This window comes from Clostridium simiarum (assembly GCF_018919175.1).
In the GTDB taxonomy this organism is placed as follows: domain Bacteria; phylum Bacillota; class Clostridia; order Clostridiales; family Clostridiaceae; genus Clostridium_L; species Clostridium_L simiarum.
Window position 1 is genome coordinate 1,415,555 of the sequence record NZ_JAHLQL010000001.1, and the last position, 18,880, is coordinate 1,434,434.

The 18,880-nt window shown below is 30.6% G+C and carries 17 protein-coding genes and 1 riboswitch; of the genes, 8 read left to right on the top strand and 9 right to left on the bottom strand.

Annotated elements, in window-relative coordinates; genetic code table 11:
- Positions 1-107: 107 nt before the first annotated feature.
- The gene (locus KQI89_RS06695; RefSeq protein WP_216456417.1) at positions 108-641 is read left to right on the top strand and encodes a DUF6144 family protein; all 534 of its coding nucleotides are present in this window, start codon (positions 108-110) and stop codon (positions 639-641) included.
- A gap of 293 nt (positions 642-934) precedes the next feature.
- Here KQI89_RS06695 and KQI89_RS06700 read toward each other — a convergent pair whose 3' ends face one another.
- From KQI89_RS06700 to KQI89_RS06710, 3 genes are read right to left on the bottom strand one after another with little or no spacing between them, the layout of a single operon-like run.
- On the bottom strand, positions 935-1,720 hold the full coding sequence (locus KQI89_RS06700; protein ID WP_216456418.1) for an ABC transporter ATP-binding protein: 786 nt from the start codon (positions 1,718-1,720) through the stop codon (positions 935-937).
- On the bottom strand, positions 1,717-2,766 hold the full coding sequence (locus tag KQI89_RS06705) for a FecCD family ABC transporter permease (protein WP_246582966.1): 1,050 nt from the start codon (positions 2,764-2,766) through the stop codon (positions 1,717-1,719). Before KQI89_RS06705 ends, KQI89_RS06700 begins: the two co-directional genes overlap by 4 nt.
- A gap of 21 nt (positions 2,767-2,787) precedes the next feature.
- Complete coding sequence (locus tag KQI89_RS06710; RefSeq protein ID WP_216456420.1) at positions 2,788-3,894, bottom strand: ABC transporter substrate-binding protein; 1,107 nt, start codon at positions 3,892-3,894, stop codon at positions 2,788-2,790.
- Between the two features lie 131 nt (positions 3,895-4,025).
- A riboswitch (cobalamin riboswitch) is annotated at positions 4,026-4,216 on the bottom strand.
- A gap of 139 nt (positions 4,217-4,355) precedes the next feature.
- Between KQI89_RS06710 and KQI89_RS06715 the strand changes: the two genes are divergently transcribed.
- The 4 genes from KQI89_RS06715 to KQI89_RS06730 all read left to right on the top strand — a co-directional run bounded on the left by KQI89_RS06715 (position 4,356) and on the right by KQI89_RS06730 (position 9,507).
- Positions 4,356-5,030, top strand: coding sequence for a uracil-DNA glycosylase (locus KQI89_RS06715; RefSeq protein WP_216456421.1), 675 nt, complete (start codon positions 4,356-4,358; stop codon positions 5,028-5,030).
- 260 nt (positions 5,031-5,290) lie between these two features.
- A complete protein-coding gene (locus KQI89_RS06720; RefSeq protein ID WP_216456422.1) occupies positions 5,291-6,970 on the top strand; it encodes a 2-oxoacid:acceptor oxidoreductase subunit alpha in 1,680 nt (559 codons plus the stop codon).
- Positions 6,971-7,834 carry a 2-oxoacid:ferredoxin oxidoreductase subunit beta gene (locus tag KQI89_RS06725; RefSeq protein ID WP_216456423.1) on the top strand — a complete coding sequence of 288 codons (864 nt, stop codon included), beginning with the start codon at positions 6,971-6,973 and terminating at the stop codon, positions 7,832-7,834.
- A gap of 215 nt (positions 7,835-8,049) precedes the next feature.
- Positions 8,050-9,507, top strand: a complete 1,458-nt coding sequence (locus tag KQI89_RS06730; protein ID WP_216456424.1) for a catalase — start codon at positions 8,050-8,052, stop codon at positions 9,505-9,507.
- 86 nt (positions 9,508-9,593) lie between these two features.
- On the opposite strand, the gene KQI89_RS06735 is transcribed toward KQI89_RS06730, so the two are convergent.
- Positions 9,594-10,778, bottom strand: coding sequence for a M20 metallopeptidase family protein (locus KQI89_RS06735; protein WP_216456425.1), 1,185 nt, complete (start codon positions 10,776-10,778; stop codon positions 9,594-9,596).
- Positions 10,779-11,004: 226 nt separating this feature from the next.
- Between KQI89_RS06735 and ytaF the strand changes: the two genes are divergently transcribed.
- Positions 11,005-11,622 carry a sporulation membrane protein YtaF gene (ytaF, locus tag KQI89_RS06740; protein WP_216456426.1) on the top strand — a complete coding sequence of 206 codons (618 nt, stop codon included), beginning with the start codon at positions 11,005-11,007 and terminating at the stop codon, positions 11,620-11,622.
- A 310-nt stretch (positions 11,623-11,932) separates the two neighbouring features.
- Here ytaF and KQI89_RS06745 read toward each other — a convergent pair whose 3' ends face one another.
- The 5 genes from KQI89_RS06745 to KQI89_RS06765 form a co-directional block, all read right to left on the bottom strand.
- Complete coding sequence (locus tag KQI89_RS06745; RefSeq protein ID WP_216456427.1) at positions 11,933-12,457, bottom strand: phosphatase PAP2 family protein; 525 nt, start codon at positions 12,455-12,457, stop codon at positions 11,933-11,935.
- 418 nt (positions 12,458-12,875) lie between these two features.
- Complete coding sequence (locus tag KQI89_RS06750; protein ID WP_032122314.1) at positions 12,876-13,214, bottom strand: arsenate reductase family protein; 339 nt, start codon at positions 13,212-13,214, stop codon at positions 12,876-12,878.
- A gap of 25 nt (positions 13,215-13,239) precedes the next feature.
- The gene (locus tag KQI89_RS06755) at positions 13,240-14,385 is read right to left on the bottom strand and encodes a DEAD/DEAH box helicase (protein WP_216456428.1); all 1,146 of its coding nucleotides are present in this window, start codon (positions 14,383-14,385) and stop codon (positions 13,240-13,242) included.
- 349 nt (positions 14,386-14,734) lie between these two features.
- Positions 14,735-15,100 (bottom strand): DUF2304 domain-containing protein, encoded by a 366-nt coding sequence (locus KQI89_RS06760; RefSeq protein ID WP_216456429.1) that lies wholly within the window; start codon positions 15,098-15,100, stop codon positions 14,735-14,737.
- 36 nt (positions 15,101-15,136) lie between these two features.
- A complete protein-coding gene (locus KQI89_RS06765) occupies positions 15,137-15,826 on the bottom strand; it encodes a glycosyltransferase family 2 protein (RefSeq protein ID WP_032122317.1) in 690 nt (229 codons plus the stop codon).
- 332 nt (positions 15,827-16,158) lie between these two features.
- Here KQI89_RS06765 and KQI89_RS06770 point away from each other — a divergent pair, with 332 nt between their 5' ends.
- Positions 16,159-17,910 carry a DUF6020 family protein gene (locus KQI89_RS06770; RefSeq protein WP_216456430.1) on the top strand — a complete coding sequence of 584 codons (1,752 nt, stop codon included), beginning with the start codon at positions 16,159-16,161 and terminating at the stop codon, positions 17,908-17,910.
- A gap of 232 nt (positions 17,911-18,142) precedes the next feature.
- Positions 18,143-18,862: a lysophospholipid acyltransferase family protein gene (locus KQI89_RS06775; protein ID WP_216456431.1), complete on the top strand. Its 720-nt coding sequence runs from the start codon at positions 18,143-18,145 to the stop codon at positions 18,860-18,862.
- Positions 18,863-18,880: the final 18 nt, after the last annotated feature.

Here is an 18,880-nt window from a genome sequence, read left to right on the forward strand (position 1 = left end):
CTTCTATAATATCCACAAAAATCCACTAATCTTCTAAAAGTAATTTAACATGACATACTGTTGTCATATTATGTGTGGTAAAGTAGCGGAAAAGGGAGGTGATATCATTGGCAAATAAAGTTGACAGAATACTTGAAAGTATTAAAACAAATACAGGTATTGATGGTTATAATAATATAATAGCAATTTATGGAGTTTTAGATTCGAAGGCAACTCCTAATAAACAAGCAAAATATGTTAAACAAATAATGGATGAAATCAAAGAAAATCAAGGTGAATCTGTTGCTGAAAAAGTTATGAAGCCCTGTGGATATCAATGCATTTCCAGTTCAGTCATTAATAAGGCTAAGAGGTTGTATAAAAAGTCCAGCAATTTAGATGATTTTTTGCAATTACTTAATGAACAGCATATTGGTGGTGGACACCTACATACAAAGGATGGAAGCATAATCGGTATGTATAGTTCTTGCTATTGTGGTCTTGCAAAACAAGCTAAGGACATGTCACAAATTTATTGCTATTGTTCAGCAGGATGGTTTGAAAAACTGTTCTCATCTGTTTTTGGGTACTCTGTAAAAGTTAGAAAAGTTCAGTCTATCTTGGATGGTTCAGACAAGTGTATATTTGAAATTACTGTTTAGTTCAAATATTTACTATATAAAACATACGATATGTTGTTTGTCAAAACTTTTGGAGCCTTAAAGCCTCAAACAACATAGAAACTTTACCTTATAAAGCTTATAAAGATTATTATGTTTTGTTTATAAAATGTTAAACCATTAAATCCCCAAAGTTGTCTATCCTTTTTTATTGTGTATGCTGTAATTAATTTTAAAGTCCTTTATTAACTTTAAAATTAATAAAGGACTTTTCTTTTTCTATAGTTCAAATTCAATTATAAGTTCTAAAGTTTCATATGACTACAAACTTTTTATCAGATTAAAAACTCTACTTTTCTTATAGATTTTCTTGCAGATATTATAGGAGTTTCATACTCATCAATATGTACATTTCCTTCAATACCATACACATCTTTTAGCATTTTTTCAGTAATTACATCTCTTGGTGCACCAGAACTATGTAAACCTCCTCTTCCATCCATTATAATAATATTATCAGCATATTGTGCAGCAAGATTTAAATCATGAAATACAACTAATATCATTAAATTCTTTTTTTCCATTATTAGCCTTAGCAATTCACAAAATTCTAATTGTTTTTGCATATCAAGATTATTAGTAGGCTCGTCCATCAATAATATCTCTGGATCTTTAGCTAAAGTTTGAGCAATATACACCATCTGTTTTTGTCCACCACTTAACTCTGTTAAATAACGTGAAGATAGATTGTCTATGCATAGAGCTTGAAGTATACCCATTACAGTATTTAAGTCCTTATCATCTATTTTCCATGATAAATTTTGTAATCTACCTAAAAGAACAGTTTCAAGCACTGTTAATTGTGGCGTACCCTCCTCTTCTTGCGGAAGATATACCATAAAACTCGCTATATCACTTTGGCTGTATTCTGATAGCAATTTCTCTTTATAATAAATTTCTCCTTTAGGTTTTAGTAATCCAAAAATACATTTCATCAAAGTAGATTTTCCTGCCGCATTTGGTCCTACAATTGCATTTAATCCTGGTTTTATCTCCAAAGAAATGTTGTCTAAAACCTTGTTTTCTTTATAGTTAAAACTTAAATCTTTTATTTCAATCACATGTAATTCCTCCCATTTCTAAAAATTAAAACTAGAAAAAAAGGAATTCCAATGAAAGATGTGACAATACCTATAGGAATAATCACACCTGGAATAATGATTTTGCTTATGGTAGATGCTAAGGATAAAATTAAAGCTCCTAGTAATGCAGATATAGGAAGTAAAAATCTTTGTTCCTCTCCAACTAACATTCGTGCTAAATGTGGTGCCACTAATCCTATAAATCCAATTGTACCTACAAAACATATGGCTGTAGCTGAAAGCATTGAAATTAATACTATGGATATTCGTCTTATTTTATAAACGTCTACACCTAAACTTATTGCTTTACTGTCACTTAAACTTAACGCTGTCAATTTCCATGCATTTTTCGCAAATACAATTAGACATACAGAAAATACAATTGTTGTAATAAGCAACTTTTCCCAAGTTGTTTTTGTTAAATCTCCGAAAGACCAAAACATAAACCCTTGTAACTCTTGTTCCGTTGCTATGTATTGTAATGACGCTGTTAAAGCATTAAACATAAAACTTAAAGCTATTCCAAAGAGTACTATTGTACCTTTTGCAACATGTTTTTTCTTAGTAAATATGTACATTATAGTTGCTACAATCATAGTGCAAAAAAATGCATTTATTGGTATGGTAAAGTTTGTAAAACTCGGTATAAATCTAACTCCCAAAATCATTCCAGTTGCTGCTCCAAAAGATGCAGCAGAAGAGATACCTAATGTATAGGGGCTTGCCATTGGATTTCTCAATATAGTTTGCATTTCACATCCACCTATAGCAAGAGCGGCTCCTACTATTATGGCCATAAGCGCTATAGGTAATCTTATTTCCCATACAATTGTTCTTGTTATATCATCAGGCGCTTTTCCTCCTATAGTTTTGAATACCTCTAAAATAGTAAGACCTGAGGAACCAATTAAAATATTAGCAAAAAATACACCTATAATAGCAATAATCAAAAAACCTAATATTATCTTCTTTCTCTTTATTAAATCTTTATAAATACCTATTGCTTCTTTATCCTTTGAAATCATTCCTTCCTCCATATCTTGATTTTATTTAAGTTGGGTTGACCAAATTCCCTCATAATCAAAAACCATATATTTATCATAAAACTCTTTTAAGGTTGCATCGGGATCAATATCTTCAAATTCTTTAGGATAATACCATTTAGCAAGTTGCATATTTGCATAAAAAGTTTCTAAGTTTAATGCCGTAGAATAAGATATAGCATATACTCTTTTATTTTTAACCGCCGATAGACTTTCCCATCCTGCCTGTTTTGAAACCATTTCTTGAAGATAAGCCTGAGCTTCTTTTTCATTTCCACCTAATCCTAAAGCGTCACCGCCCATTGTTATAATATCAGGGTCACGTTTTAACAAATACTCATTGTCAATAGTTCCACCATTTTCAAGCTTTCCACTTGGTATATCCTCTGCTATATCATGTCCTCCAGCATGTTTTGCAATTATTGCCCAACTCCAAAAAGATTTAGGTGTATCACCATGAAATGTTAGCTGATGAACATTTGGTGCAGGAGTATTCATATTTTCCAAACGCTTGTTAACTAGTTCGTATTTATCAGTAATGAAATCACATATTTCTTTTGCTCGTTCTTCTTTCCCTAAAATTTTCCCAATAATCTCAATGTTTTTTACCCTATCTTCTAGTGGTTCAATGTTGTAGCTTAAACAGACTACAGGTATTCCAACTTTTATAACCTTATCTAAAGATTCTAGATTTTGATCAGGCTTTTGATTAATTAGTATTACCACATCAGGTTTCAATGAAATAATTTTTTCAGCATCATATCCACCACTACCACCACCGCCTGATATTTGTTCTAACTCTTTTAATTTAGGAAACTTTTCTCCATAAGTTTTATTGAATCCCTCAATTCCTCTAGTACCACCTGATGTTGCAATAATCATATCTGCCATTTCTTCTCCACCAACCGCAAAAAGAGAATCAAACAAACTTCTATTATTTACTATAATTCTTTTTACTGGTTTTTTAATGGTAACTTCCCTTCCCGCTATATCCGTAAAAGTAATCTCTGATTTAGATTGCACATTAGTTTGTTTAGTTGAATCACATCCAACCAAACAGCTAATAATCATAATAAAAGTTAAAAATATTGCAAGTCTTTTTTTCTTCATTTTCCTTCTCCTTCTATAATGTATTTGTACATATGTCTGCATAAAATAAGAAATTCCTGTACTTTATTACACGAAGTACAGGAATTTCTATTTAATAATAAAAATACATCTTCCCCCCTGTCTCACGCAAAGTAAAGATACATAACAAGGCAGGTATTCTGACTTAGCTTCATTGTAATAATTTATCTTCCCATACAATAGTACAGTGATCTTAGCAATTATTACTCCACTTTACAGCGGCGGGACCGTTTAGGATTTTCACCTAATTCTCTATTATGTAAATATTTTTGTAATATTTACCACCTTGCTACGAATATCCATATTTATAATTATTTTTTAATCCATAGGTAGTTTACTATAGATATGGAAAAAATACAAATATTTTATAGTTTTATTAAAATCTCATGGAATTTCTCATAATTAATCTAAGCTTTATGTTATAATTTATTAGGGTGATTTATATGCAAATATTAAAAAATGATTGGCAATATTTATTAGAAGATGAGTTTAAAAAAGATTATTATCTAAACCTTAGAAAATTTTTGATAAGTGAGTATAAAACAAGAACTATATATCCTGATATGTATGATATATTTAATGCTCTGCACTATACAGAGTATAAAAATGTAAAGATAGTCATATTAGGTCAGGATCCATACCATGGGCCAAATCAAGCTCATGGCTTAAGCTTTTCTGTAAAACCGGGTGTGCCTGCTCCTCCTTCTCTTATGAATATATATAAGGAACTTAATAGTGATTTAGGCTGTTATATTCCTAATAACGGATATTTAAAAAAATGGTCTAACCAAGGAGTTATGTTACTTAACACTGCATTAACTGTTAGAGCAGGTGAAGCAAACTCACATAAAAACATGGGGTGGGAGTACTTTACTGATAGAATAATAAGTTTATTAAATGATAGGGAAGATCCTATTATCTTTATATTATGGGGAAGTAATGCTCAATCTAAAATGAGTATAATAACAAACCCAAAACATTATATAATAAAATCAGTTCATCCAAGTCCATTATCTGCTCATAGAGGTTTCTTTGGAAGCAAACCTTTTTCTAAGGCTAACAATTTTCTTATATCTATAGGTAAAGAACCTATTGACTGGCAAATTGAAAACATATAAGATGCAACCTTAAAGAAATGGAAGTATTAGAGCGGGTGGTCATGGGATAATTTAAATACGCTTGTATATTACATAAAAGAGAGATAAACGCAAATTATTTGTATTTATCTCTCTTTTATATCATTGATAATAACTAGTAATTGATAATTATTATTGACAAATTATATAAAATAGACTAATATTAAATTGTAAGTAATATAACAGTATTTAAAAAATTTATAAACAGATTATTAAAATATTATGAAATGAGGTGTTTAACATTGAAATTTAATATATTAGTTGGTGGTACAGCCGGTCAAGGTATGGATACCATCAGTGATTTCCTTGAAAGATTATTTATGAAAAAAGGCTTCTATGTTTTCTCAAATAAAGACTATATGTCTAGAGTTAGGGGCGGACATAATTTCACACAGATAGGGTTTGGTGATGAACCTATTCTGGCTCACCATCCTGATTTAGATTTAATAGTAGCTTTAGATAAAGACACTATAGATATACATCTTCCTCGTTTGAAAGAAAGTGGCTTAATTATAGCTGATGAAAAAATAAACCATGAGGATAATAGGGTTAAGGCATTTCCTCTTATGAATATTGCTAAAGAAGCAGGACTTACAAGAGCCTTTGGTTCTGTAGCTGCTGGAGCTGTAGTAAAGTACTTTGGAGTTTCAAAAGAAAATGTAGAAGATATCTTTAGTAAAAAATTCACTGAAGAAATAAGAGCAATAAATGTAGATGCCTTTAATAAAGGCTATGAATTAGTTGAAAATAAATATGAACTGAAAGAAGGTACACTAAAAGACTCTATGCTGATAAATGGTAATACTTCTATAGCTTTAGGTGCTTTAGCTGGAGGACTTTCCTATTATGCAGCTTATCCTATGACTCCAGCCACAAGTATAATGACATACCTTTCTAAAAAACAAGTAGAAGCTGGCATAGTAGTAGATCAAGTGGAAGATGAAATAGCAGCTATTAACGCAGCTATTGGTGCTTCTTATGCAGGAGCTAGATCTATGACTGGTTCTTCTGGAGGCGGCTTCTCTCTTATGGTAGAGGCTTTAGGCCTTGCAGGTATAACAGAAACTCCTTTAGTTGTAGTAGATTCCCAAAGACCAGGACCTGCTACAGGGCTACCTACTAGAACTGAGCAAAGTGATTTAAGCTTTTTACTCACAGCCTCTCATGGAGAGTTTCCAAGAATGGTTATAGCCGTTAGAAACCCTGAAGATGCTTTCTATCAAACTTTTAGAGCATTAAACTTAGCAGATAAATATCAAACTGTTGTACTACTATTAACAGATCAATATCTAGCAGATTACAACATTACTGTACCTAAATTTAATTTGGATTCTCTTAATATAGAAAGACATATATCAGGAACAGAGGCTTTAGCTCCAGAGGAAGAGTATAAGAGATATAAATTAACTGAAAACGGAATATCACCAAGACTTATTCCTGGAAAAGTCCCAGGCCAAATAGTATTGGTGGATAGTGACGAACACTCAGAGGATTCCCATATAACAGAATCTTCTGAGGTAAGAAATCAACAAATGGAAAAGAGAATGAAAAAATTAAATTTACTAAAAGAAGAACTTCTAGAACCAGAATACTTTGGAGTAGAAACCCCAGAAGTATTACTTCTAGGTTGGGGATCCACTTATGGTTCCTTAAAGGAAGCTGTAGATATGCTTAATAAGGATGGATTAAAAGTAGGAGCATTAAGTTTTGGAGATATCTATCCTCTTCCAGAAAAGTTATTAACTAAATATTCTAAAGAAGCTAAGCTTTTAATCAATGTAGAACAAAACTTTACAGGGCAACTAGCTAAATTAATAGCTCAAGAAACAGGATTAATGATGAATAAGAGTATATTAAAATATGACGGAAGACAATTAAATCCTGTAGAAATATACAATTCAGTAAAAAGTGAGGTGCTATAAATGTTAGATATAAAACTTTATAACTCTAAGGATGAAAATTCATGGTGCCCTGGTTGCGGTAATTTTAATATATTAGATGCCATAAAACAGGCAGCTGCAGAACTTGAAATATTACCAGAACAATTAGTTATGGTTTCTGGTATAGGTCAAGCTGCAAAAACCCCTCACTATATAAGAGCTAACGGTTTTAATGGCCTTCACGGAAGAGCTCTTCCTCCAGCTCAAGCTATAAAAATGGTTAATAAAGATCTTAAGGTTGTGGTTACCGGTGGAGATGGTGATGCCTATGGAGAAGGTGGAAATCACTTCTTACATGCTCAAAGAAGAAATGTTGATATAGTTCAATTAGTCCACGACAATCAAATTTATGGACTAACTAAAGGACAAGGCTCTCCTACCACCGCATTAGGTCAAAAAACTTCTATGCAATTTGAAGGGGTTAATATATATCCCTTAAACCCACTAGCTGTAGCCATAAGTGCAGGAGCTACCTTTGTAGCAAGAGCCTTTTCTGGAGATAAGGCTAAGCTAATTGAAATTATAAAGGCAGCTATGAACCATAAGGGCTATGCATTAATAGATATACTTCAACCTTGCGTAACCTTTAACAAGGTAAATACCTTCAAATGGTATAAAGATAGAGTTTACTATCTAGATGAATCCTATGATGCAACCAATAAGCTTTTAGCCTTTGAAAAAGCCTCCCAATTTGGAGATGAAGGTATACCAGCTGGTATAATTTATAAAGAAGAAGGAAAATCCACTTATGAAGAGTTACATCCTGTACTAAGTTCAGGAAAATCTTTAGTAGATAGACAATGGAGTCCTAATGAAACAGAAAAATTCCTTTCAGAATTCATGTAGCACATATAGTCTTTCGTAAGTATTTAAATAAAATATTATTTACAGTCTCTCTCTATTTTGAGGGAGACTATATTTTTTCTCCACATAATATCCAAGTACTACCATAAACAATTACCTAATGAGTAGCAATTCACTTCCAAAATTCATATTGTACTTTATAAGCCTTTTTAAGTTTTAATCCTTAAATCAAAAGTATTTTTGGAGAGGAGATTAATGTGAAAGAATTTAAAAAAGAATATCTTACTACAAACCAAGGTGAACCAGTTAATGATGATCAAAATTCCCTAACTGTGGGAGAAAGAGGATCAACCCTACTTCAAGACATTGTTTTCTTAGAAAAACTTGCACATTTTGATAGGGAGAGAATCCCTGAAAGAGTTGTTCATGCAAAAGGTGCTGGGGCACATGGATACTTTAAGGTTTATAAGTCTATGGCTCCCTATACAAAGGCTAAATTCTTACAGGATCCATCAAAAGAAACTCCTGTATTTATAAGATTTTCTGTGGTTATTGGCTCTAAAGGAGTTGCAGACACAGTAAGAGATGTAAGAGGTTTTGCTGTAAAATTCTATACAGAGGAGGGGAACTACGACATAGTAGGAAATAACTTACCTGTGTTTTTCATAAGGGATGCTATACAGTTTCCTGATTTAATTCACGCTCTAAAACCAGACCCAGTTTCTAACATACCCGGTGACTCTTCTCAAAACCCTAGGTTTTGGGACTTCATGTCACTAACTCCAGAAGCAACTCATATGCTAACCTGGTTATTCTCAGACTTGGGTACAATTAAAAGCTATAGATTCATGCAAGGCTTTGGTGTTAACACATATAAGTGGGTTAACAAAGATGGTAAAGCCATGCTTATAAAATACCATTGGAAACCTGTTTTAGGAGTTCAGTCAATAGATAGCAAGGAATCTAAGCGACTTGCAGGTCTTGATCCTGATATAGCTAGTAGAGATTTATTTAACACCCTAGCCTGTGGAAATACTGTAGAATATGAGCTTCTTGTTCAAATGATGGATCTAGAAGATGAAAATAAACAATGCTTCGATCCATTAGATGCCACAAAAACTTGGCCAGAGGATCAGTTTCCCCTAATACCTGTAGGAAGAATGGTGCTAAACAAAAATCCTGAAAATTTCTTTGCAGAGGTTGAACAATCCGCATTTTGTCCTGCTGCCATTGTACCAGGTATTGAGTTTTCAAATGACAAACTGCTTCAGGGAAGGATATTCTCCTATGGTGACACTCAAAGATATCGCCTTGGAGCAAACTATCTGGAGTTACCTATTAATCGCCCTAAAGTCCCAGTTAATAACAATCAACAAGATGGCTTTATGCAATTCACTCCAAATAGAGGTAGTATTAATTACTCTCCAAACACTCTAGGTTGTGGTATGCCAGAACCTGCACCCGAAAACGGAGTTCCCTACACTCCTTTTGTTGAAGGTAAGATAGAGAGAAAGAAAATAAGTAAAACAGATGACTATACCCAAGCTGGTGACAGATACCGCTCCATGAGTAAAATTGATAAAGACCACTTAATTTCAAATATTGTTGAGTCTTTATGCTACGCAGAAAAACACACTCAGAAAAAAATGATTGAGCACTTCATGAGTGCAGATAAGGAACTTGGATCACGAATTGCTAAAGGATTAGGATTTTAATATTAATAAATAAATTTTTAAATATTAGAGGATGTCTTAGTATAGAGATTGCTTTCCATCCTGAGACATCCTTATGTTAATTTTCATTATTCATTTAAAAACTTTATTGCACTCATAGCAAATACAGCAGATGCTTTATGTAAAATATCTTCATCAATGGTAAAGCACGCATTATGAAGAGGCTTATTTATTCCCTTCTCTTCATTTAATGTACCTATAGCTATAAATACACCTGGAACTTCATTTTGGAAATAAGAAAAATCCTCTCCTATCATTTCAGGCTTTTTCATTATTTCTATGTTTTCCTTTCCTAGGATTAGTCCACCTGCTTCCTTAACTAAATCTGCCATAGAGCTATCATTAATTACCGGTGGATAACAAAATCTATATTCGAACTCATAGCTTCCTCCCTGTGATTCTGTAATTCCTTTAATAATAGACTCCATCATTCCTGGTAAAGCTTCTCTTAAATCCTTATTCAAGGTTCTAGTGGTACCTTCCATAATAACTTCATTTGGGATAATATTAAAGGCGTTTCCAGCTTCAAATCTGCCTACTGTTAAAACAGCAGGATCTACTGCATCTACTCTTCTACTAACTATAGTTTGAAGAGCCATATAAACTTGGCAAGCTATAGAAATTGGATCAACACAAGTATGAGGTGCCGCACCGTGGCCACCTCTCCCTATTATTTTTATGGTAAATACATCTGGGGCTGCCATCATTTCACCATATCTTATTCCTATTTTACCTGAAGAAATTGATGGCCATACATGAGCTCCTATAGCTGCATCTACTTTAGGATTTTCTAAAGCCCCAGCTTTAATCATCCTCTCCGCTCCTCCTACCACTTCCTCTGCAGGTTGAAATAAGAATTTTACATTTCCTTTGATATGTTCTTTAAGATCAGAAAGTATCATAGCTGCGCCAAGAAGCCAGGTCATATGGGCATCATGACCACAAGCATGCATATATCCCTTATTCAAAGACTTAAACTCTAAACCCGTTTCCTCTTCAATTTTTAGACAATCCATATCAGCCCTTAACAATATAGTTTTGCCAGGACTTGTTCCTCTTAATGTACCTATAACCCCAGTGACGCCAATTTCTCTTTGTACCTCTAATCCCATAGCCTCTAATTTTTCGGCAATTACCTCTGAGGTTCTAATCTCCTCTAGAGCAAATTCAGGATGGGCATGAATATCACGTCTTATATGTATAAGTTCCTCTTTTATATCTTCAGCTTTTTTTAAAACTAGTTCTTGTAACAAATTACCTCCCCCTTTATAATAAGATTTTTGTCTACATTATAATACTAATACAATATATAAATCAAAGGATTTATTATAAGTTTTTTAGCGTAAATCTATCTTTTACATTTAATAGGATCATAAAGTATTGTAACCATTAATGAAGGAATGAATAACATATTAATAGATTTATCCTAGGAATATATTTAAGCAAATGCTTTCCTAAGATACAAAGGCAGGTGTTATTATGTTAGAATCTATATTGCTAGTGCTAGCAGTATCTCTTGATGCTTTTGTGGCTAGTATTGCCTATGGAACAAATAAAATAAAAGTACCTTTTATATCCGTTACTATTATTAATATTATTTGTTCGTCTTTTCTTGGTTTATCACTTTTATTTGGTTCTATAGTAAAAAAATTTATACCAGGAAATATTACATCAATAATAAGCTTTTCCATACTACTGCTATTAGGTATATATTACTTATTTCAAGGTCTTGTTAAAAATTATATAGGAAAAAATTCAAGTAAGAGAGTAGATTTAAAGCTATTTAATTTTAGATTTATAATAGATATTTATGCTGATGAAACTAAGGCTGATATTAATAATTCAAAGACTCTTGACCCCAAAGAGGCCTTTTATCTTGCAGTAGCCCTTTCTTTAGACTCCTTAGCTGTAGGATTTGGAAGCAGCTTAGGTGACATAAATTACTTCCAAGTAATAGTGTTATCTTTAATTTGTGGTATATTTTCTATATGGACAGGAACTTTTTTAGGTAGAAAGTTTGCTGAAAAATCAAAGATTGACTTATCCTGGCTAGGTGGAATAATGCTTATAATTTTATCTGTTTTAAAGGTAATATAATCTTTTTAAATTAAAGGATTAATCCTCTAATAAATTTATCCGATGACTCCCCGTTCTAATACTCATAACTTCTTAAAAGTTGGAGTAAGGAGAGAGTACATCCCTTGATAAGGATTTCTAGGTTCAGAGGTAGTCAAAACTCCCTCTGAAGCCAAGAATTCTGTTTATTAGCCACTTAAAAGACTTTTATTCTTAATTAAACCAATAAAAATAAATATTTTAATTAAAATAATATTCCCCTTTAAAATTAAAATAGATCTCATTAATAAATAGTGAGATCTATTTTAATATGTAAGTATATTTTAAATTGTTAGTCCGCAATTATAAACTTTCTTAAGTACCTTCTATACACAAAGTTTATAATAAACACTAATATATATCCACCAATAACATCTAAAGGATAATGATTTCCCACATAAATTCTAGCTATACCAACCATTATAGATAAAGCTGTTAAAAATATACCTATAAGATTATCATAGGAAAATAATCCTACCGAAATACTCATAGTCCCCATAGCATGGTTACTAGGGAAGGATGCGTTGCTCTTATGGTCTATTAGTAAATTTACCTTATTATTAACAAAAGGCCTGTCCACATAAAATACTTTACCTAAAATAAAGCTTAATATCATACTAAGTACAGTTATTATTAGAGTTTCAGTGGCACATTGAACGGGAAATCTTTTCTTTTTATATATTCCTATTACGAATATAGCTAGCAAAAATGCCATAGATACATAAGGTCCATACTTAGAAAATCCTATCATTATTTTATCTAATACCTTATTATGATTTGCTAAATTATTTATTGCATAAAAAACATAACTATTCATTCGATTCCTCCATAGATTTTCCTTTGTTTATTCAAACTATATACGTAATTTAATAGAGTAAGTTACATTAATTATACTTTGTATTTTTATCCCATGACTACCGCTCTAATACTACCACCTTCTTCAAAGTGGGAATAAAGAGCGGCTACGTCCCTGGATAACGATTTCTAAGCTTTAGACGGAGTAAAAACTCCTTCTAAAGGTAAGAACTCTGTTTATCCGATGACTACCGCTCTAATACTCCCATCTTCTTCAAAGTGGGAGTAAAGAGCGGTTACGTCCCTGGATAACGATTTCTAAGCTTTAGACGGAGTAAAAACTCCTTCTAAAGGTAAGAACTCTGTTTATATAACTCTATGATTACTATATATAGCCTAGCCTCATTTACTTATATAATATTTCTCACTAAAATTTTGCATCATTCCCATGTCTTCCAAAGTTCTGGCTCATATCCTACTGTAGCCTGTTTACCATTACGCACTATAGGAGTCCTATATAACTTTGGATTATTTAAAAGAAGCTCCTCCCTTGTGCTGTCACTTCTAATATGTTGAAGATTTAATCTTTCATATTCCTTACTTTCTTTATTTATTAAATTCCCTAAACCTACAGCTGCTTTTACGCTTTGTAGTTCGCCTTTACTTAATGACTTTTCATTCAAATCAATAAATTGATATTTAATCTTTCTCTCTTTAAAATACCTCTCAGCCTTTTTAGTATCAAAGCATTTTTTAATACCGAAAATTTGAATATTCATCCCTAAACATTCTCCTTAATACTATTTACTCTTCTCCCTTTTCAACTTTACCTTTATAAATATATTTTTCAGTAATAGATATATTGAAGCTTTCTTCATATTTCTTTATAAGATTTTCTTCTTTAGTATCTACCAATGAAAATACTTCTCCTGTTTCTCCTGCTCTTCCCACTCTTCCAGTTCTATGAAGATAATCTTTTGGATCTTTAGGCATATCTAAATTTATAACATGAGTTATACCCTTAATATCTAATCCTCTAGCCGCAATATCAGAAGCAACTAATACTTGTATGCTACCTTTTCTAAAATTTTGTAAAGCTCTTTTTCTATCTTCCTTTTCATTACTGCCATGAATTGCATCCACCTTTATATTATGAAACCTAAGTTTTTCAAGGGTAATATCTACATCATAGCTATTATTAATAAAAACAATGGCTCTTTTAGGATTTAATGCATGTACAAGCTTTCTTAAGGTTTCTATTTTCTTTCTATTTTCAGTAATTACATAGCTGTGAATTATATCTTCATTAACAGCATTTTTATTTTTAACTCTTACTATAGTTAACTCTTCCACTAAAGTTTTAGCTACATCTAAAGTTTTACCTGTTAATGTTGCTGAAAACATCATAACTCTAGTATCTTTTGGAGTGCTTTTTATTATATCCTTTATATAAGGAAGGTTATTTTTATCTAAAAGTTTATCTACTTCATCAATAACAATGTGCTTTATAGTGTGAGCAGATATTTTCTTTTTCCTTATTAAATCTAATATCCTTCCAGATGAGCCTACCAAAATATGAGGCTTAGTCTTTAATTTGTCTATCTGTCTTGTAATATTAGCACTTCCTATTAAAGGTGTAGATGTAACCTCTATACCAGAATTATTTCTTAAATCTCCAATAGTATTATGTATTTGCATTGAAAGCTCATGGGTTGGAGCTATTATTATACACTGCATCTCTTTTTTATTTATATCTATTTTTTCTATTATAGGCAAAAGATAGGCTAAAGTTTTTCCTGTACCTGTTTCAGATTGCCCTATTAAATTCTTTCCCTCTAAAGCTAAAGGAATTATCTTTTCTTGAATTTCAGTAGGTTTTTTAATACCTAAATTGCTTAGTCCATTTATCATTTCTTGTCTTATATTAAGACCTTCAAAATTAATCTCCATATTTATACCTCTTTCACTAAACTCCGTAATTATTAATTTTATCAATAGTTTTCTCTATTGTCAAAAAACTTATTATTAATTGTATTTCTATTATTTATATATTTAAAACTTAATAAACTTATCCCATCCCTACCATTGATAATGGTATTTTACCTGAACCTAAGAATCACTTCATAAAAAAAGAACAGTAGATTTTATCCGATGACTCACCTCTCTAATACTCCCATCTTCTTCAAAGTAGGAATAAAGAGTGGCTACGTCACTGGATATAAAATCACTGCATCTTTAATCAATCTTACGAAATACCTATAAAAGCTAATACTCTTTTATTAGCAAATTTCACTTTGCCTTAAGAATCCTTTAATTTTTCTTTAGATAACTCTTCAAACTTAAGTTTCAAAATTCCAACTTCTTGAACTAAGTCCTTTATAGTACTAGATTTTTTTGAAATAGTTAATGTTAAAGTAAAATTGATTACTAATAAGAAAAATATAACTAAAAGAAAAATTGTATTAACTGGCTCTTCAATATGTAAGAGCTTAGATATATTAGTTAAAATCTTAGGAAATATAGAAAATAATATAAATGTTAAACTTGCTAATACCCAAACAATACTATATCTTAGCTGTAGTTTATAACTCATTATCATTTTAGAAATAAATATAAAAAAACTTATAGATACAACTAAAAGAATAATTTGTAGCTGAAAATTCATAAAAAATATCCTCCAAAATGTTAATTATAGATTACATTATTTACTTGAAATTGAGGTAAAGCATATCGCCATGGAAACTTTTATCATGTAATATATGGATTTAATAAAATTTATTGAAGATACTCCACTTTGCCTCTCATTCATAATAACAGGTATTTCTTTAATTTTTAATTTCTTTTTGGCAAGTTGTACCAAGGTTTCTGGCTCTGGATAATCTGTAGGATACCTAGTTGCAAACATTTTAATAACAGCTCTATCACAGGCTCTAAAGCCAGAGGTAGGGTCTGTTATCTTTTTTTTAGAAACTAAATGTATAAGTTTAGAAAAATAGGTTATCCCCATTCTTCTTGCAAAAGTTGATTGAAAACCTGCTTTGTCTATAAATCTAGATCCCAAACAAAGATTTGCTCCTTTATTAATCTCTTCGATAAGAGCTTCTATATATGAGGGATTATGCTGACCATCTCCATCAACTTGTATTGCAATATCATAGTTATTATAATAAGCAAATTTATATCCTGTCTGAACTGCCCCTCCAATTCCTAAATTAGAACTTAAATCTATTTTGTAAACTGGTGGCTCAAAGCTAATAAATCTCGTATTATCTTTAGAACAGTCATTTACAATTAAAATATCACAGAAATTACAATGTTTTTTTATATCATATACTAATTTCTCCAAATTCTTTTCTTCATTAAAGGCAGGAATAATGATCAATACCTTCATTTAAAATTTACTCCTTTGTTCTTATTATTTTTAAAAATTGTCTTTATCAACTAGTAATTTTTTTGAAATGATTATGTGCATATAAATTATATCATATAGTTATAACAAATAAGTTAACAGATTTATAAAATATTGTATTTTTGTTTTTTTTTGAAAATAATCTTTTAAATTCTAAAAATTATACTTTTTTTTAATAATATATGTTATTATGTAAAAGGGTTATATTAAAATGTACCACTTTTTCCATAATAATACTTTTTATAATAACTTAATATGTTATTTTTTAATATTTAGTGTTATTTTTCATTAAAATTTTACGAGGTGATATATCAATGAATACCAAATTTAATAATTCTTTATTAAGTATACTTTTAGGTATTATTTATAGTTTTACACTATCTTTATACATTAATCCAAATAATAATAATCGGGTACTTATACCTATGTTTTTTATTGTTCCATTGACCATATTCTTCAATAAAATAATAGATGAATTACCTAATAAATTTAATAGCTTAAGCAAAAAAAATAAAATGTTAGTACCTATTTTTTCTTTTATATCATGCTTAGGATATAAGCTTGTATTTATATCCTATGTAAATTACTTATTACCTTATCCAACTATTATTAATTATTCAATAAAACTATTTATGTTTTTATTATTATATACTTCTTTTTTAATATTTTTTATAGCACTTTTGCAGGTTCAAATTCCAGTGAAACATGAAGTGATACCTAAAAAAAGAATACTTATCTATGCTATTCCTTTTATTATATTAGGCATTTTTTACTTACTTTCATTTTATCCAGGGGTTATGACAGCAGACTCAATGAATCAATGGACTCAAATATCAAAGGGTGTTTATTATGATTCTAACCCTGTAGTACATACCTTATTCACTTATTTGATTACGAGAATATGGTATTCTCCTGCTGCGGTTGTTATAGTACAGGTATTTATTATGTCTACAATTATTGGATATTGCATGTATAGTTTTGAAAAACTTGGTGTAGATAAAAAGATTTTGTATTTAGTTACTTTAGCCATGGCTCTGAATCCCGTTAATGGCATAATGTTTGTAACATTATGGAAGGATATAATCTATACTGGCTTTATACTTTTATTTACAATGCTTATTATAAACATTGTTATTACTAATAATGAATGGATAAATACTAAAAAAAATCTTATTTATTTTATACTTTGTTCTCTTGGAGTTGTTTTATTTAGGCATAATGGTTTATTGCCCCTATTTGTAACTTTAACTATATTAATAATATTAAATATAAAAAAATCAAAGCCTTATGTAATAACCTTTATTTCTGTTTTAGCCATTTTTCTTTTAATAAAAGGACCTATTTATAAAATAATTGGTATAGAGCCTGCCTCTTCTAGTGAGGCTTTTGGAATACCTACACAACAAATTGCGGCAGTTATAAAAAATAATGGTTACTTAACAGAAGATCAATTAAAAAAGGCAGAGGAAATAATGCCTCTAAATTCATGGGCGGAAAACTATATGCCTGGAAATGTGGACTATATAAAATTCCATAAAGATTTTAATGTTGATAAGCTAATGGAAGATAAAATGGGATTTCTTAAGCTATGGGCTGGTGCCTGCATTCAAAATCCTAAAATTGCTCTTAAAGCTTATGGTTCTCAAACTGCCATAGGTTGGTCAGTTAAAGGATATGTGAATTGGGGTAGTAGAGAGATTTCAGAAAACTCTCTAGGTTTAAAACAGACTATTTTAAGTAATACCCTAACTAAAATTGGAAATAAGTTTTTAAATTTAACTCAAAAATCTGATTTGACATACTTCTTTTGGAAACCAGCTTTTCAAATGTTTTTTATGATATTATTTGCTTTTGTAGCCATATTACGAAATGGTTCAAAAACCATTCTTGTAATTTTGCCAGTACTACTAAATGCAGCAACCATATTTATAGCTACCCCAGCTCAAGATTTTAGATATTTATATGCCAACATATTAGTTTATTTAGTAACTATTTTGTTTTCTTTTATTAAAATAGATACTTCTAAAAAAAATATTTCTTCTATACCTAATATAAGTGAAAAATAAAATCTATTACCCTATGACTATCCTTAACTCCAATGTTTTTTTTAAATTAGAGTTAAGGATAGCTTCTATTAAAATTAGTTTTTAAGCTTTTCTGATTTTAAACTAAAAGGATATTTTCATCAATATGAATACTGTCTTAGGACAAGTTTCACTTGATTAGCTTATAATACTTTAACAAAACATAGCTTTGTACTATAATCAAAATATACTAAAGTATATATGGAGGTTTATTATGTTCAGAACAATAGCTTGGTATACTCACTTTGCAACAAGTTTAATCAGTAAAATTCCAGCTATGTATAAGGTTAAATCTTTAGAAAAGCAAGGAAAAACAACTGAAAGAGATGAATATATCCACAAAACTACATCAAAATGGGCAATGTCCCATGTTAAAATGAGCGGTGCAAAGGTTAAGGTTCATGGAGAAGAAAATATTCCAAAGGATATTCCTGTACTATTTATTAGTAACCATCAAGGGAATTTTGATATTGCACTATTTATGAGTTACATAGATAAACCTAAAGGGTATGTAGCAAAAATTGAAATGAAAAAAATACCTTTACTTAGAAACTGGATGGAATATATGAATTGTATTTTTATGGATAGAAGCAGTTTAAAAAAATCTGCTGAAGCCATTATAGAGGGAATAAAAATTCTTAAAAATGGACATTCTTTAGTAATATTTCCTGAGGGCACAAGAAGCAGAGGGAATAAAATAGGAGAATTCAAAGCAGGAAGCTTTAAACTAGCTACCAAAGCTAAGGTACCTATTGTTCCAGTTACAATAAAAGGCTCCTATAAGCTTATGGAGGAAAACGGAAATAGAATTAAACCTGCTGATGTGGAGATATTTATACATCCTATGATAGAAACAAAAAATCTTTCAAAGGAAGATTTAGATGTTCTACCTGATAAAGTTAAAAAAATTATTGAAAAGAATCTTTTAAATTAAAATTATTTAAAGAAAAAG